The sequence below is a fragment of the Paenibacillus dokdonensis genome (assembly GCF_004916975.1).
In the GTDB taxonomy this organism is placed as follows: domain Bacteria; phylum Bacillota; class Bacilli; order Paenibacillales; family Paenibacillaceae; genus Paenibacillus_AQ; species Paenibacillus_AQ dokdonensis.
On the sequence record NZ_STGQ01000001.1, the window covers coordinates 3411109 to 3428519 of the forward strand.

General features: G+C 47.1%; 13 protein-coding genes. 2 read left to right on the plus strand and 11 right to left on the minus strand.

Features of this window, described 5'->3' with window-relative positions:
• Nucleotides 1–15 precede the first annotated feature (15 nt).
• The 5 genes from E6W40_RS15775 to E6W40_RS15795 all read right to left on the minus strand — a co-directional run bounded on the left by E6W40_RS15775 (nucleotide 16) and on the right by E6W40_RS15795 (nucleotide 5428).
• Nucleotides 16–972 carry a metal ABC transporter substrate-binding protein gene (locus E6W40_RS15775; protein WP_136607028.1) on the minus strand — a complete coding sequence of 319 codons (957 nt, stop codon included), beginning with the start codon at nucleotides 970–972 and terminating at the stop codon, nucleotides 16–18.
• Between the two features lie 219 nt (nucleotides 973–1191).
• Complete coding sequence (gene metG / locus E6W40_RS15780) at nucleotides 1192–3168, minus strand: methionine--tRNA ligase (RefSeq protein WP_136606328.1); 1977 nt, start codon at nucleotides 3166–3168, stop codon at nucleotides 1192–1194.
• A 368-nt stretch (nucleotides 3169–3536) separates the two neighbouring features.
• Complete coding sequence (gene yidD / locus E6W40_RS15785) at nucleotides 3537–3809, minus strand: membrane protein insertion efficiency factor YidD (RefSeq protein ID WP_246073023.1); 273 nt, start codon at nucleotides 3807–3809, stop codon at nucleotides 3537–3539.
• A 1-nt stretch (nucleotide 3810) separates the two neighbouring features.
• A complete protein-coding gene (locus E6W40_RS15790) occupies nucleotides 3811–4272 on the minus strand; it encodes a Fur family transcriptional regulator (RefSeq protein WP_136606330.1) in 462 nt (153 codons plus the stop codon).
• 175 nt (nucleotides 4273–4447) lie between these two features.
• Entirely contained in the window at nucleotides 4448–5428 is a 981-nt protein-coding gene (locus E6W40_RS15795) for an ABC transporter substrate-binding protein (protein ID WP_136606331.1), read from the minus strand.
• A 234-nt stretch (nucleotides 5429–5662) separates the two neighbouring features.
• On the opposite strand from E6W40_RS15795, the gene E6W40_RS15800 reads away from it, so the two are divergent.
• Both E6W40_RS15800 and E6W40_RS15805 read left to right on the plus strand, forming a co-directional pair.
• A complete protein-coding gene (locus tag E6W40_RS15800) occupies nucleotides 5663–6676 on the plus strand; it encodes a FecCD family ABC transporter permease (protein ID WP_136606332.1) in 1014 nt (337 codons plus the stop codon).
• The gene (locus E6W40_RS15805; protein ID WP_136606333.1) at nucleotides 6673–7728 is read left to right on the plus strand and encodes a FecCD family ABC transporter permease; all 1056 of its coding nucleotides are present in this window, start codon (nucleotides 6673–6675) and stop codon (nucleotides 7726–7728) included. The genes E6W40_RS15800 and E6W40_RS15805 overlap by 4 nt, the downstream gene beginning before the upstream one ends.
• 240 nt (nucleotides 7729–7968) lie before the next feature.
• Here the strand turns inward: E6W40_RS15805 and E6W40_RS15810 are convergent, their stop codons facing one another.
• From E6W40_RS15810 to pflA, 6 genes are all read right to left on the minus strand, one after another.
• Nucleotides 7969–10323 (minus strand): stalk domain-containing protein, encoded by a 2355-nt coding sequence (locus E6W40_RS15810; protein WP_136606334.1) that lies wholly within the window; start codon nucleotides 10321–10323, stop codon nucleotides 7969–7971.
• Nucleotides 10324–10509: 186 nt separating this feature from the next.
• On the minus strand, nucleotides 10510–12129 hold the full coding sequence (gene nagZ / locus E6W40_RS15815) for a beta-N-acetylhexosaminidase (protein ID WP_136606335.1): 1620 nt from the start codon (nucleotides 12127–12129) through the stop codon (nucleotides 10510–10512).
• 159 nt (nucleotides 12130–12288) lie between these two features.
• Complete coding sequence (locus tag E6W40_RS15820; RefSeq protein ID WP_246073024.1) at nucleotides 12289–13077, minus strand: response regulator transcription factor; 789 nt, start codon at nucleotides 13075–13077, stop codon at nucleotides 12289–12291.
• A complete protein-coding gene (locus tag E6W40_RS15825) occupies nucleotides 13067–14902 on the minus strand; it encodes a cache domain-containing sensor histidine kinase (RefSeq protein WP_136606336.1) in 1836 nt (611 codons plus the stop codon). Before E6W40_RS15825 ends, E6W40_RS15820 begins: the two co-directional genes overlap by 11 nt.
• A gap of 66 nt (nucleotides 14903–14968) precedes the next feature.
• Nucleotides 14969–16348, minus strand: a complete 1380-nt coding sequence (locus E6W40_RS15830) for an extracellular solute-binding protein (RefSeq protein WP_136606337.1) — start codon at nucleotides 16346–16348, stop codon at nucleotides 14969–14971.
• 259 nt (nucleotides 16349–16607) lie between these two features.
• Nucleotides 16608–17348 carry a pyruvate formate-lyase-activating protein gene (pflA, locus tag E6W40_RS15835; RefSeq protein ID WP_136606338.1) on the minus strand — a complete coding sequence of 247 codons (741 nt, stop codon included), beginning with the start codon at nucleotides 17346–17348 and terminating at the stop codon, nucleotides 16608–16610.
• Nucleotides 17349–17411: the final 63 nt, after the last annotated feature.

The following is a 17411-nucleotide window of genomic DNA, read 5'->3' on the forward strand; positions in this document are numbered from 1 at the left end:
ATACGATTACGAATATTACTCCTGTAGTGCCAGAATGAGGTTGGTCAAATTATTGCGCATAAGGCTAAAATAATCATCTCCGCGTTTCAGCTGATCCTCTGTCAGTCCCTCAACCGGATTAAGCACCAGCACCTCTGCGCCAGTCTCCGATGCCAATGTTTTGGCGAGACGGTCCGATACCAGCTCTTCGAAAAAGATATAATGGATGCCTTTCTCCTTGACCAGATCGGAAAGCTGCAGCAGATCCCGCGCCCGCGGTTCCGCATCCGGAGACAATCCCATAATGGCATGCTGCGTCAACCCATAATCCCGTGCCAGATATCCAAAAGCCTCGTGAGATACAACAATTTCCTTTCGGGGCATCTCGTCCAGATGGGAGTTGAATTCACTGTCCAGTTCTTCAAGCTGTTTTTTGAGGGTCATATAACGACTTGTATATGCATCTTTGTGAACAGGATCTGCTTCAATATAGCTGTTCTTCATATTTTCCGCCATCATCATTGCAGATTTCGGACTAACCCAGGTATGCGGATCAACGTGGTGCTTATCCTTATGACCTTCGCCTTCATGATCGTGATCCGCCTCATCATCCGCTTCAATCAGCTTTATCCCTTGGCTGACCTCATAGGCTTTCACTTTACTGTCACGGTTTAAGCCTTTCAAAAATTGCGGAACCCATCCTTCCAGTCCGGCACCATTGTAAAAAAAGAGCTGCGCTTTGGAAGTATTCACAATATCCTGACTCCGCGGAGTCCAGTCATGCGGCTCCACGCCTGCTGGCAGCAGGTTAATGACATTGGCATCCTCGCCGCCAATCGCCTTTGCAAATTCATATATCGGGTAAAAGGTGGTCACTACATTGACCTTTCCTTCAACAATCTTCCCTTGGCTCTCTGGGCCGCAGCCTGCAGCCAATATGATCATGAGCAAAATAACGGACCCTACTGCTCCGGCTTTAAGCCGCCATTTCATCTTCACCGTTACATGACCCACCTTAATCGTAATTTTTACTAATAAATTATAGAATGGGTTTAGAAATTTTGTCAACTCTATGGAATAAACAAAAAATAACAAAACATGATTTCAAACGATATACAAAGCATAAAAAAGACGGAATACCTATATTATTCCTGAAGGTATTCCGTCTTATTATTCCTATATTAGTGCCTGTTCAGACCAACCGGGGCGTGATTACTTTACAACTGCGCCGTTTGGCATGCTGTCTGGTACAGTAGCCAGCGTCAATTGATCTCCCTGCGAGGCTGCAAGGATCATTCCTTGAGACAGTTCCCCGCGCAGCTTGACCGGTTTCAGGTTGGTCACGCAAATAACCTTGCGTCCAACCAGATCCTCAGGTGTGTAAAACTTCGCAATACCGGAAACGACTTGACGCTGCTCATAGCCCAGATCCAGCTGTAGCTTCATCAGCTTATCGGCTTTTTTGACCGGCTCTGCCGCTATGACTTGCGCTACACGCAGCTCAACCTTAGCAAAATCTTCGATTCCGATTTCTTCCTTCAGCTCCGGCACTTCGGTAACAGCCGCTTCATCTGTTTGCACTGCTGCTTCAGTGGCAGCTGCAGCACCTCCCGTCATGGCTTCCTTGATGTAAGCAATCTCCGGTTCAGACTCCAGACGAGGGAAGATCGGGTTCCCTTTAACAAGCTTCGTGCCTGCTGGAATCGAGCCGAAAGTTTTGCCGCTGTCCCAAGAGGTCAGCTCACCTTCTTCAATACCGAGCTGCTCCCAGATTTTACGCGGAGCCTGGGTAAGGAACGGTTGCAGCAGAATCGATGCAATGCGCAGGCTTTCCACCAGATGTGTCATGACCGAAGCAAGCTCCCCGCGTTTGGCATCGTCCTTCGCGAGTGTCCATGGCTGGGTTTCGTCAATGTATTTATTGCTGCGGCTGATAAACTGGCTGATGGCCGTCAAGGCTACAGAGAATTCCATGTTCTCCATGGCCTCCTCTACCTTGCTGTACACCGCCGCGGCCGCTTCCTCAATCTCAGCGTCAAATGCAGTAACTCCTGCCTGATACTCGGGTACCAGACCATCAAAATATTTATCAACCATGGCTACCGTACGATTCAAAAGATTGCCCAGGTCATTAGCCAGATCCGAATTCACACGCTCCACAAAGCTTTCTGGCGTAAAGGTTCCATCCGCGCCAAAAGGTACTTCACGAAGCAAGTAGTAACGCAGGGTGTCCAGACCATAACGGTCGATCAAAGTTACCGGATCAACCACATTTCCTTTGGACTTGGACATTTTGCCGTCCTTCATCAGCAGCCAGCCATGTGCGAAAACTTTCTTCGGCAGCGGCAGATCAAGCGCCATCAGAATAATAGGCCAATAGATCGTATGGAAACGTACAATTTCCTTACTCATCAGATGAACATCTGCAGGCCAATATTTTTCGAACAATGAGGTGTCTTCCGATCCATAACCAAGAGCCGTGATATAGTTAAGCAGTGCGTCGATCCATACATAAACGACATGCTTCGGATCGCTTTTGACTTTAACTCCCCACTCATAGGTTGTACGGGATACTGCCAAATCTTCAAGTCCCGGTTTGATAAAGTTATTAATCATCTCATTTTTTCGGGATACCGGCTGAATGAAGTCCGGATGGTCTTCATAGTATTGAAGCAGACGGTCCACATATTTGCTCATCCGGAAGAAGTAGCTTTCTTCTTTTACGCGTTCCACGGGACGTCCGCAATCCGGACAGTTTCCGTTAACCAGCTGTCTTTCAAGGAAGAAGGATTCATCCGGGGTGCAGTACCAACCTTCATATTCACCCTTGTAAATATCTCCCTGGGCCAGCAGACGTTCAAATACCTCCTGAACGACCTTTGTATGACGCGGCTCTGTCGTACGAATGAAGTCGTCATTCGAAATATCGAGTTTTTTCCATAATTCCTTGATTCCTGCGACAATATCATCCACGAACTGCCGCGGTGTTTTGCCCGCTTCGGCAGCCTTGCGTTCGATTTTTTGACCGTGCTCATCCGTTCCTGTCAAATAACGTACATCATATCCGCGCAGTTTCTTGTAACGGACCATTGCATCACCAGCAACCGTTGTATAGGCGTGACCAATATGCAGTTTGTCACTTGGATAATAGATTGGTGTTGTCAGGTAAAACGTCTTTTTCTCGGACATACGTCAGTTCATCCTCCTGAAAATGGTTTAATTTTTGTTTGAACACAAAAAAATCCCGCCCCGCTATGGGACGAGAGTTCTCTCACGTGTTACCACCCAATTTCCCCGCTTCCTCTCGGAAGACAGGCTCCATCGGTTCCCGGCTTGCTGCCGGATACCGTCCATTAACGCTGGAACACGCCGCCCCCTTACGCAGCTGATCAAGAATCGCTGCCGCTCGAAAGCAGTTCCTCCCGGACCATATTCGGTGAATGGCTTAGACCGGTTTACAGCTGACCCGGCTCTCTGAGCTAAGCTAATTTCTCCTACTCATCCGTTCGTTGGAAATGTCATATATTCCTTAATATACTGAACCTCCGGGTCTGAAGTCAAGTCAGACTGCTGCTGCCATTATGCGGCTTGCCGTCTTTTCTCTCCTTGCGCGGAGGAACAAGATCCACCCCGCCAGGGTGAAAGGGCTGACATTTGGCAATCCGTTTAGCAGCCAGCCAGGATCCCTTCAGAGCCCCATGCACTTCAACCGCCTCCAGCGCATAGGCGGAGCAGGTTGGATAGAAGCGGCATGTCGGCGGCTTGAGTGGAGAAATGTATTTACGGTAGAAAATAATTGGACCTTTAACGACTTTTCGTGTAACTCCCACTTTATCGTCCCCCGCCGGATTTAGTGGACATTGGCTCCTCATCCGAAGTGGACTGCTGGCAGTCCTTACAATAACCGAATACTTCAAATTTATGCGTCACGACCTGGAAGTGCTCCGGTGCATCGGCCAGATGTATAGGGCAAAATTGAATCGGATAGGTTCGCTGGCATTGCAGGCAAATCATATGATGATGATGATGATCTTCACTGCAGCTTGCCTTGAACTTCATCCCATCCTCGAAAACGACCTGCTCCAGCACCCCTAACTCCTGCATCACTCTGAGATTCCGGTACACCGTGTCAAAGCTGAGACCGCTGTACTTTTTGCACATATACTCATAAACATCCTTGGCCGACAAATAACCCGAATGTTCACCAAATAATCTGGCGAGCGTCTTCCGCTGGTCGGTAATGCGCAGTCCTTGTTCCGACATGGCGTCAATAATCTGTTCTGTCGAAAGCATAACGCTCATCCTCCCGTTTATATCAACGCAAAGCTATAATTTAAATGCACTGCGTTCTTCTTATAAATCGAATTTTGCAGCATCCTGATACTAATAATAATGCCTCAAAACGATATGACAGTCAATTACAGCAAAAGGGGACCCGATTGGGCCCCCTCCATATTTCAGATATGATTTACTTTATAAAATAAGTCTTCAGATCATCCAGCATCAGGTTAGCAGCCAGTACGCCGCCCGCCGTATTCCAGATCACATCGTCAACTTTGTGCGCATTTCCTTTTTTCACGACATCAAGGTTATTCCACAGCTTGTCGTTGGTCCATTCCTTCTCCATCTCATTACCCTTGCCATTGCCGGTTTCATACGTGAAGTAGAACAGGATATCGCCGTCCATTTCCGGAATGCGTTCCTTGCCTACGTCATCAAAGAATCCTGCGTTGTCCTGGGATTTCGGACGTGCGAAGCCAAGCTCGCTCAGAATGAGTCCCGAAAATGTGTCTTTGTAGTACATCCGTGCTTTACCTGCCATAAAGCGGACCATGGAAACCTTCATGTTCAGCTTGTCGCCGAGCTCGGCTTTCAGATCAGATACATGCTTGTCATACGCGGCAAGCACTTCATCACCTTTGGTTTGCTCGTTCACTGCATTCGCCCACAGTTTGAAGTTTTCCTTCCATTCGCCGCGCAGTGTCTCAGAGAACACGGTTGGTGCTATTGCAGACAGCTGATCGTAAATTTTTTCCTGACGCATTTTTGTACCAAGGATCAGATCTGGCTTCAGGGCTGCGATCGCTTCCACGTTCGGCTGGCCTTCCTCTCCGAGACTTTCTACACCTTGCATCTGATCTTTAATATGCGGGTACCATGGATCTCCCGTCCATGACTTTACAGCTCCTACAGGTTTTACTCCAATGGACAAAAGAGCTTCCGTACCTTCGTTGGTCAACACGACTACGCGTTGTGGATGAGCGGGTACAGTCACTTTGCCCATGATCGTATCAATTGAACGGTCAGCGTCATTCGAACCTTGCGCCGCCTCTTTATTCCCATTATCCGTTCCTGTGCTGCCGGTTGTGCTGCCGCTGTCTTTACCGCAGGCTGATAAAACTAGCACGGCTGCCAGAAGCATAAGTATGATACCGTTCCATTTTTTCATAAGTATGTGTTCTCCCCTTCGAATTCTATCTGATAATGATTATCAGTATCGTGTTTAATCCTAATCGAAGTTCCTTTTGCTTGTCAACATAATTGAAGAAATATTACATTAAACCGGAAGGAACACATGGGTGAGGGGATTTTAATTGAGAATGATATTCATTGACATTCCATCCCCCTCCCCTTAAACTTTTATATGTTGTTTATTTTGCCTGACAGGAATGAGGGATACGCCATGCAGACAGTATGGCTGCATAAAACTACATATAAATGGATGGGTCTGATTGTCGGGATCATTATCCTGCTGCTCAGCGTCGCTGCAAGCATTCTGTTTGGCGTGCACAATACGGGCTGGAGGCAGGTGCTTGAGGCTTTTACCTCATATAATGGAAGTACGGAACATATCATTGTCCGCGAAGTCCGGGTGCCCAGAGCCTTGATAGCAGCTTTTGTCGGAGGCAGCCTTGGTATTTGCGGGGTTATGCTTCAGTCATTGACTAAGAATCCGCTCGCGGATTCCGGTATTTTCGGCCTGAATGCGGGCGCTTCTCTGTTCGTTGTCGCATCATTTGTCCTTTTCGGGGTCAGCTCGCTGGCTTCATTTACTTGGATTGCTTTCCTTGGTGCTGGTGTCAGCTGCCTGTTCGTATTCATTCTCGGCTCTGCGGGCAGACAAGGTCTTACACCCTTGAAAATCACACTGGCCGGTGCAGCGATTACCGCCTTCTGCAGTTCAATGACCAATGGCATGCTCATAATCAGCGGACGTGCTATGGAGGAAGTTCTCTTTTGGATGTCGGGATCAGTTGAAGGAAGAAGCTTGGACATTTTGCTCAGTCTGCTGCCTTATATGCTGGCCGCTTGGCTGGTTGCCCTGCTCATCAGCTCTTCCATCAATACGCTTATGCTTGGTGATGATGTCGCCAAAAGCCTGGGTCAGCGAACCTTGCTGCTAAAGTTGACAATGGGATTATTGATTGTTGTTCTTGCAGGCAGCTCCGTTGCAGTTGCCGGACCCATCGGCTTTCTCGGACTTGTGATTCCGCATATTGCGCGAACTGTTGTTGGCAAAGATATTCGGTGGCTTATTCCGTATAGTGCGGTTTTGGGTGGTATTTTATTGCTGCTGGCGGATATTGCCGCCCGGTTTATTGCGATGCCGCGCGAAATCCCAATTGGTGTAATGACCGCCATTATCGGCGTTCCTTTCTTTATTCACGCTGCTAGAAAGGGGCTGTTAAAAAAATGAGCCGTTCAACCAAATCCAAAGAACCGATCGCCGTCCGTATTAAAGGAAGCCAAATTTCCTTTCTAACGAGTAAAAGACAAATTCTTGTTCTTGCCGGATTGGCCGTTCTTCTGCTCCTGGCCATGATCGTAAGCGTTGGATTCGGAACAAAATATGTAAATCCTTGGGCCGTAGTGCAAGGCATTTTCGGACAAGGTGATTCACTTGACGTCGTTGTGGTACAAAAGCTTCGTCTCCCACGTGTTTTGGTCGGTGCGATGGTTGGTGCCTGCCTGGCTATGTCGGGTGCAATCACTCAAGGGCTCATACGTAACCCTCTCGCATCTCCGGATGTTATGGGTGTAACGAGTGGTGCTTCACTTGCAGCCACGGCCATCATTACGCTCATCCCGTCTGCAAGCGTGTTCTGGCTGCCACCCGCAGCTTTCGTAGGAGCAGCACTCACCACGCTGCTGATCTATGCCTTGTCTTGGAAGAATGGTGTCAATCCTTTGATGCTTGTTCTCATTGGCGTAGGAATCGGCTCTGTAGCCTCTTCGATTTCTACGATGCTGCTTGTTACCGGCCCGACCGATGTTGCCCAAAAGGCCTTTAACTGGCTGCTTGGCAGCGTGTATGGCAGCTCGTGGAAGCATGTGAACATGATTTTACCGTGGTTTGTCATACTCGGATGTTTAAGTCTTGTCTTTGCCCGCCGAATCAATATGCTCCAGCTTGGTGATGACCTGGCTGCAGGCGCGGGAAGCAGTGTGGAAAAGGATCGGACATTGCTAATTTTCACAGCTGTCGGTCTTGCCGGTGCCGGTATCTCCGTCGGTGGTGCAATTGGCTTCATTGCGCTTTTGTCCCCGCATATTGCCAGAAAGCTTATTGGTTCTTCTTACGGTTCCCTGCTGCCGGCGAGCGGTCTGTGCGGAGCATTTATCGTTGTGCTGGCTGATGTGTTGGCACGGAATTTATTTAGCCCGCTGGATATCCCGGTTGGCGTGTTTACTTCCGCCGTAGGTGCCCCGTTCTTCATCTACCTGCTATGGCGGAGCCGGAGCTCTTAGGCAAAACATGCGAAATGGCGACTCGGCAGTCTGTTGTGGACTGCTGAGCCGCCATTTTTGTCTCTATATTCCCTTCACCACCGTATAACTCACCTGTATAACCTCTTGTTAACCACTCAAACTTCATATTCCCTCTATTCATTTCAGAAAATAAAAGCTGCCCCAGACATCTAAAATCCGATGCTGAGGCAGCTAATAGTGATTGGTTTTATAAAATAAGGACTGCTATTTAATGAAAGACTATTTTTCCTGTGGCAAAGGCATCAGGAGCAAATTGATCGGCAAGTTGCTTCCTGGCGATGGAGTATACATAATCTCCACGTTCTGCTCAAAGTCACCGGTACGATATAGAACGCTGTTCTCATTCGGCGCGCTTACCGCCGCCTTATTGGCAACCTGAATGACTTGACCATTCACAGTCACAATACCGTTGTAAAGTCCTCCACGAGGGTTCAGTGTTATCAAAGTATGTGGTGCGACGCGGCTTAATGTAATTTTGTACAATACCCCAAAGTTACCTGCATTTGAGGTCTCAGTTCCGTAGATGCCATCCAGCCCTATCAGGTTTGGATCAGCCTTGTTGTCTCCAAGAACCAACCGGGATGGTGTACTTCCGACAGGCTCATCGTAACGAATCAAGCGGACGGAATCCGGATAAGTCCCACGATTATGCACATCGCGTTCGAGGCTTGTGAGATATGGCAAAGTTTGAAGCGGATCCTTGTTTTCATCGATCATGATTACGCTGTATTGAATCGGATAATCACTGAATGCATCAGCAAGGGCAGAAATCGTATCACCCGGCTTCATTTTCGTTTTATTCACATCCGTCATAATCACTTTGCTTTCACCCGGTGCCAGATTAATAACCTGACGAGCCGATTGATCCTGCATCGATTGGAAATAGCGCTCAATAGATGTTTTGCCTGTCAATTCCGGATAAGGATTAGGACCGCCAATGCCAAAGTTTTGCATCGTAATCTGCGCTGGTCTATCCGTATACGTATTGGTTGCGATAACGTACAGCTTCTCGTTTTTACCGGTTGAATTCACATGATGAAGCATAAAGCGTGTGCTGCCAAGCGCCGTTTCCTTGTACAGCAAACCTTCCGAGTACACGGTCTCAGGGCTGTTGCTGCGGATCAAAGTGGCCGGCTCAGATGTGAACGTAAAGTCCATGTTCTTCCACGACGGCACCTTGGTTCCATCAAAGGTATATTTGTCGCCTACCGGAGTGAACAGCTTATTGAAATCATCCTCGGTATATAGCGTTTCATTCGTAATGGTGATCGTCTTCTGGAATTCACCGACGGCACCATGCTTATCTGTGACCGTGAGGCGAATGGTTACAGGACCCGGGGTAAAGAATGCCTTGCGGTCATTCATCCACTGACGATCGACAATTGCATTCTCATCATCGGTACTCAGATCTGTGATATTTACCAGTTCACCCATCTTGTATTCGTCTTTGTCTGTTGTAAAGTTAGCCACTGGCGGCTCATTCGCTTTCAGAACATTGATGGTGACGGTATATGGATCACTCCATTGTCCGCTGGAATCTTGTACATAATGAGTAATCGTATGAGTTCCAACCTCTTCGAAAATATCCTGCTTGCCTTCCCAACGCTCATCCACAATTTGCAAACCATTCGAGGTTTTTGATTGTGTCGTGTAACTAACATTCGTTTCACCTGCAAATATATCAGAAGGCTGAACGGTAAATGCGGCTACCGGCTTTGTTGAAATTGACAGAATGACTCTCTTGTTCGCCTGATCCACCGTATACGGAATGTTCAGCGCTTGAGTGATCGAAGTCAGTGGAACCATAAATGTATTATTTTGTTGGTAGGATGGTCCTTTCATCGGCTTGGATTCGCCGTTAACACGATAAACACTGCTATTGGTTTTAAAGCGAAGCTCCTTACCATCCTTGATGATGATCGTTTCCTTCGTCTTGCCATCATAAGTAAGCTTTAGACCCACGCGTTCCACCATAGCCCGAATGGCTACATAGGAAACACCATTTTTCACAGCCATAGGCTGACCTGCGAGATAGAGCTTGCCATCCTGGTACATTTTGTTACTGTTCATCATCAGGATCAGCTGGTTGGAACCTGCCTGAGATGTAATTCCTTTTGTTACCTCCGAATTGCCCGCTTGCTCGGATGTCGTTCCCGGAGTTGTTTCGCCTTTATCTCCTCCGGTTGTGCTGCCTTCACCCGTGGTATCAGTACCGTTTGCAGTATCTTGATTACCGTCCTGAGAGGATGTGGATGTTTGTGTGTTATTACCTGCTTTGCCGGAGTTATCCGTACTCGAAGTGCCGTTTTCTCCGTTTGTTCCCCCTGTGATGTTCTGGTTGTCCCCAGTGTTTTCGTTTTGTGTTTCTCCACTGGTGGAATTGCCAGCAATTCCTGCTGTGGTACCCGGCTGCGCGTTTGACGTGCTGTCTGGGTTGTTTGCTGCATTCATGTTAATGCCCTGAATGGTTTCAGGCTGAACTGTATTCGCACCTTCCGCGCCAGCGGCCGGAATGACGAGTGCAGTCTGAGCTACAGCTAACACAGCAATCATTGTCAGTTTTTTGAAATTCATGTACAGACTCCTTTATGCTTCCATTTTTGTATCTCGCCCTCTAATAGACATAGTATTAGACGCATATTTTGTTGAAAAGTTGCTCTCCTGCTTCCAATAATGTGAAAAACGGAAGGTTCCCTCAACTGAAGGAGCCTTCCGCCCTCGCAATGTTTGAAGCAGCTTGCCATGAGAGCATGGATAATGCTAGTTTGCCCTCACCATATTGGGCTCATCAAGACTGACAGGAAGCTTGCCTTCGGCTTTACTTTGACCTGCCAGAATGGAAGCCAGGGCCTCCATGAAATAAGGCGTATTCTCATAACAGCACAGATAAGCAGGAATTCCGGGAATATCGTTCAAATCATAGGGATTTCGTGTAGAAGCAGCAATCAACTTGCTGTGATTCTGCTGCAACAGTTGTTCTGCCAAAGCACGCTGACCCTCAGGGAGGGAGCTTCCGGCGGTGTATGTTGCCAACACCACTTGAGCGCAGGATGAAGCAGCGTTCAGAACCTTCTCGATTTCTTCTTGATCCGGCTCGGCACTTATGCGGATTTCTTGAACATCCCCCATCCATCCTGCAAGGGCATCACCCAGCGTCACAACCTCGGTCCAAGGCTCATCGACCTGTGTTTCGGAACGAACTTCAGGCCAAATCACAAGTACTTGTTCATTTATGTTCAACGGAAGCTGTCCTTGGTCTTTGACGAGCGTCACGCTCTTCAGAGATACCTCCTTCAGCAGGCGGTCCACTTCAGGCTTTTCTTGTCTTTCAAGAAATACAGGGGATGCATCAGATGCCGGCAGATCGGCAATTCGTTTTTGCTTGAGGGCCAAAATACGTCCGACAGCACGATCAATCGTATTTTCACTGATTCGTCCACTCCGTACTGCGCTTTGGACCGCTTCGAACGCTTCGATCTGGTCACTGAGCGTATGGCTTACAAGCACAACGTCTGAACCAGCCTCTATCGCCTTAACAGCACCTTCACCAACGCCAAAGAATTTGGCAATGGCATGCATTTCGAGGCAATCTGTTACAATAATACCCTTGTAGGCCAAATCCTCCCGCAGCAGTCCGGTCAATACAGATCTGGACAACGTCGCTGGAATCGGCTCGGACTCAATCGCCGGGAAGATCACATGAGCCGTCATAATAACATCCACATCTTCCTGAATCGCCTTGATAAAAGGCTTCAGTTCTATCTGCTGCAGACGGTCCAAATCATGTTCAACAGTCGCCAGCCCCATATGGCTGTCTACGCTGGTATCTCCATGGCCTGGAAAATGCTTGGCAGCTGCAGAGATTCCCTTTTCTTGGAACGCCCGGATTACGGCTGCACCATGCTCTGATACCTTGTCCGCGTTCTCGCCAAAGGATCTTACACCAATTACAGGATTTTGAGGGTTGTTGTTCACATCCAGACATGGAGCAAAGTTCATATTGATACCGAGCTGAAGCATTTCTTCCGCGCTGATCAGGGATACCTCATAGCTATATTCCGGATTATCCGTTGCGCCAAGGGACATATTTCCTGGAATTCGGCTCATCTTCTTATGGTCAATACGAGCCACCATGCCGCCCTCCTGGTCAATGGCAATCCAAAGCGGTAAATCCTCGTTAGCCGCAGCTAAATTCTGAAGCGAAGCAGACAGGCTGGCCACCTGCTCCAGCTCATCAATATTACGCCGAAAGTAAATGACGCCTCCTAGATGGTAATCCTGAATCAGTTTGCGGATCTGGTCATCCGGTACCAGAGAATGAAAGCCGCAGATGAACATTTGGCCGATTTTTTGTTCCAGTGTAAGTTTAGAAATATCCAATTTCTCTACACATCCTTTATATATAAGTTCGGGATTTTGCAAAAAGCCATTCCAGCATTTTCTGTAAAATCCTCACATAAAACCAGCTTTACAAAACCAAATCACTTAAATTAAAACGAAGTAAAGGTACATCTTCACATGTGTAATGCCGAATCCATTTTATATAGCTGGGATGTTCCTAGCTTGATCGCGGAATTCCGAAGGAGTCATGCCAGTATACCGCTGAAATACTTTCGTAAAGTACCGCCTCTCGTGATAGCCGATGCCAGAACCGATTTGAGTGATACTTTTTTCACTATGGACTAACAAATATTTGGCGGCTTCAATACGCTTGGAGGTGACATATTCCACAAAGGTCATGCCCAGATGGTTCTTGAAGAGCAAACTGAAATAGCTGCAGCTGATTCCGAGATGCCCCGCCAGTTCTTCGATACCGAGATCTTTGTCGAGTTTGTCTGCGATGTAACCAACGGCTTCACCCATCAGCTGCTGCGGATTTTTCCGGACAATCTGATCGTCCTCATTTTCCTGGATTCTGGACACGGTCTGCTGGAACGGATCCTTAAGCCGGTTCTGCACAATCTGTTCACCAATAGCGCGGATGTTATTTTCCAACTCTTTGTAATGTATTGGCTTACAGATATAGTCGCGGACTTTATATTTGATACCGGCCCTTGCATATTCAAACTCCTGGTATCCCGTCAGCAAAATGATCTCAGCTACAGATCCTTTGTCCCTAAGCTGGCTGACCAAGGTCAAACCATCCATCACAGGCATTCGGATATCACATAAAATAATATCCGGACTATGGATTTCAAAAAATCCCAACGCCTCCTGCCCGCTTCTGGCCGTAAGCACCTGCATGTTCATTTCTTTCCAGGGAATGATGCTCTTCAGATTGTTAAGTATCGGAGCCTCATCATCCACCAGCAGCACTTTAAGAATCATTCCAATCCCTCCATTCAGCATCAGGAATAACACACTGAATAATCGTTCCGGTCAGATGCGATGAACATATAAAAAGTCCATAATGCTCACCGTAGTGAATTCTGATCCGGTCAGCCACGCTTCGTACACCCAAGCCCCGTCTTTCCTCATAAAGATATCTGACCTGGTCTTTTCTGTCAGCCTCATCTTCCTTGTCTGTCTTCATATATTGAAACTTCAGAAGCTGGTTCGGTTCCATGCCTATTCCGTTGTCCTGAACCTGCAAAATAATGCGCCCCTGATCAGCCCAGCAGGAAATATGAATATGCCCCTTGTATGCGATTCCTTCAAAACCGTGCTGAATGCAGTTTTCCACAAGCGGTTGCAGCGTCAGCTTCAACACGCTCCGTCTCCTCAGCTCAGGCGGTATGTCGATTTCATAATCAAACAAGTCATCAAACCGGAATTTTTGAATTTCCAGGTAGCTCTGCAGATGCTCAATTTCCTGATCCAGGGGGATTTCCTCCTTGTCCTGAATACTTATCCGTAGAATGCTACCCAGCCTATGCACCATTTCACTGACCTTGACTCCTTCATTCTGAATGGCCAGTACATTAATGGATTCCAGTGTATTGAACAAGAAATGCGGTTTGATCTGGGCTTGAAGCACCCGAAGCTCGGCCTGGGTCTTCTGCTTCTGCTTGGTGTTGATCTGTTTGAACAGGCTGTTGATTTGATCCACCAAATCATTGAAGCCCTTGGCCAGAATATGAAGCTCATCTTTTCCGCGGTCCTCGACACGGACGTTGAAATCTCCGCCCTCCACCTTTCTCATAAAACGGACAATGACAGCGATGGAGCCTGTAATCCGTCTCATGAACACCATATTGAAGGTGATCGCAGCGAGCAGGCACAGCAGAGTAATGCCGATAAACCACTGGGCAAACACAAGGGTTTCCTTTGAAAGTGATTTCCAGGAGGTGACCGATACCAGATTCCAGGAGTAATCTTTAAGATGATATATGGAAACAATGCTCTTCTCATCATGGAAATCTGTCTTGAAGCTTTGATATCCGCTTCCAAACTTCACCGGTTTTTTCATAACTGTGCTGAGCTGCTGTCCTTCAAATGCTTTATTCGGATCATAAAGAATTAGACCATCATCATTCACCAGCATAAATTCTGTAGATTGCATGCTTTGGGTTGGAGACAGGTTATGGAAGATCGATTCTATATCCCAGTTTTTGATTTGGACAACCAAAATGCCGATATTTTTAAAATAGCTAAGCTCTTTGATCAACCGAATCTGTGTGAAAACCGGCTCAGTACCCGTCAGTTCAGGATACTCATGCGGCGCAATCCATTTGGGCACACCGTTGAGATCCATTACCTCTTTGTATAAAGGCTGTTTTTTGAAATCCTCAAAGGGCATGGTTGTAAAATTTTCCTTTGTGAAGATTGATACATTACTGTTTTTGCCTGATCCGTTCAGATTATAGAGGAATGCATAGCTGATTGCCGGATGATTGTAGAGCAGACTTCGAAAGTTCCGCTGGCTGTTATTCAGACTGAGCTGTTCAGCATTCAAATCCTGCTTGGTAGGATCCTTGGCAGCAAGGGCCATGTGAAATACTGAAGTGGCAATTCCGTTGTCCGTGACATTATCCATCTGCTTCAGCACGGTACTGATGCTATAACTTATTGCCTTAAGTGAATATTCCGTCTGACGGCTGTATTTTTCCTCAATAGAATGCGAAGAGACAATATAGGTGACAACACCCAATATGCAGAGAGGAACAATGATTAATACCACAAATGCCGTAAATAATTTGATGCGCAAATTCATAGGCACTCTTCCAATCTTTATCCTGTAACGCCTGCTGCGGCATTTTCGATGTTTTTAGATTTGCACTTATTCTGCTAAAGCGTTGGCTTCATTCTGTACTTTCTGCAGGGCTTCAGCCATTTTTTTCGGTGTCGTTTGATTGCTGATGAGCTTTTGAATTTGGACATTGCTGATTTCAGAGGTCACATCCGTTTGGATCAGGGAATCGAACGCCGCAAACTTTGTATGGGCATTTTCTAGTACATCCACGATCTCCTTCATCAGGGTATCACTGAGGCTCGAAGCAAGCACCGAAACATCGAGATTCATGGCAGGCAGAACACCGTCTTCGACCAGTCCGCGGATTTGCATATCTTCATTGAACATATTTTTGATGAAGGATTTCACAGCTTCAAGCTTGCGCGGATCTTTGGCTACAGCAGCCGAAAAACCGTATCCGTTGTTGACATTGAACATCAGCGATGCTTGGTCACCGACACCTCCCTCCAAAGGTGGAAGATTGAAAAATCCAACCTTGCCGACCATGGCCGCACCAGACTCCCCCTTTTTGAATACGGAGGATTTCCATGTGCCGTCATACATCAGTATGGCCGTGCCGTCCGTAAATTGGGTCGTATATTCGGGATATTCATAACCAAGCTCACCCTTTTTAAAATAGCCCTTATTTTCCCATTCCTGATGCTTCGCGAATGCCTTAATAACATTCGGATCCGTCCATTTAGCTTCGCCTGAAGCGAATTTGGCTGTAATGTCCGGACCCGCATAACGCGACCAAAGGTGATTGGTGAGCATCAATGGCACCCAGCCGTCTTTGGAAGCAGCTGCAATCGGCACTCTGCCGTCTGCCTTGATTTCGGCCAGCATTTGTTCAAGCTCGGCAAATGTGGTTGGCGGCTTCCAGCCTTTTTTATTGAAATACTCTTTATTATAGAAGAAGCCTTCAGCCGACCCGCCAATCGGAAGCCCATAAACCTCGCCTTCGTAAGTAAATGGTTCCAGAGAAGAGAATTTGTCTCTGATGCCAAGCTCTTCAATAATGGGTGTCAGATCCAGCAGTTTGCCTTCTTTGGCGTATATTCTGGAGTCCGGACTGCCAAACAGGTCAAATATATCCGGAGGATTACCTGCGGCCATCTCGCCGCGCAGCTTTTCTTTGCGGTTCACATCCGATTCCACGCCATCCAGTCTGAATGTCAATCCTTCCACTTCGCTTTCCACCTTTTTCACCACATCATTCAAAATGGCAAAGCGTTTTTCCTTATCTTTACCAATCTGGGTGTGACGGAGTGTCAATTCAAAAGGTTCTGCTTTATGTGACTCTTCGTCTTTGGTTTTGGCATTGGTGGATGCGTTTACATTTGTTTGTGTGTTTTCACAGGCTGACAACAGAAGTGAAGATACCATGCAAAACGACATCAAAAGAATCAAACTTCTCTTTATCTTCATTGTTGATCCCCCTCGAAACATCTTACAATTCTCATTATAAGAATGAGTATACACTATCGTTAGTGTAATAATCTGCTAATTAGGGGATAAAATCCTCTACTAATTTTCAAAAAAACGACATTCGGCAAATGCTTATTGAAGTGAAACTGCATCATAAAAGTTGTTTTTTTATGGTCAATGGCCGCCAGGGGCTTTAGGGGAATTCTCACATACAAAAAGAACCCTTTTCCCGGTTTCGGAAAAGGGCTCTTTGTTAATTTTAAGACACGGCAGCGGTTTGCTTCCGTCCTTCTTCTATTAAACGGTATGCCCGCTGTACTTCTTCTTCTGTGGGGCTCGGCACACCCTGTAACGGGTACTCTTTGCCAAGAGCCTCCCATTTGTAAATTCCCATTTGATGATAGGGCAGGATTTCGAATTTTTCCACACCTTTTAGGGTTCCGATAAATCTGCCCAGATTGATCAGATCTTCTTCCTGGTCGTGAATACCCGGAACGTACACATGCCGGATCCACATTTTACGATCATGATCCGACAACCAACGCGCGGTGCGAAGCGTACGTTCGTTGGACTTGCCCGTCAGCTTGATATGCTTCTCATCATCGATATGCTTAATATCCAGCAGCACGAGATCTGTCACTTCAAGCAGCTGATGTATCCGCTCCGCCTCGTTAAAGCCGTTGCTGTCGAGCGTGGTATGCAGATTCCAGCGGTTCTTCACTTCCTTGAATAACTCCGCTACAAAATGCGATTGTAACGTGGGTTCCCCACCAGAAACCGTTAGCCCGCCGCCCGAGGAACGGTAGTAGTTCAAATAAGGCTCAATTTCGGCTAAAGCATCCTCGACCGTCATCTCTTTGCCCTCATTCAGTGCCCAGGTATCCGGGTTATGGCAGTACTCGCATTTCAGCAAGCAGCCTTGCATAAAAAGGACAAAGCGGATGCCCGGTCCGTCTACTGTTCCAAAGGTCTCCATGGAATGGATATGTCCCTTGATCATATGAAGTCACCCTTTCCGCATCCGCTTCTCTTTAAAATTTAATATATAAACATCCAGTCTTTT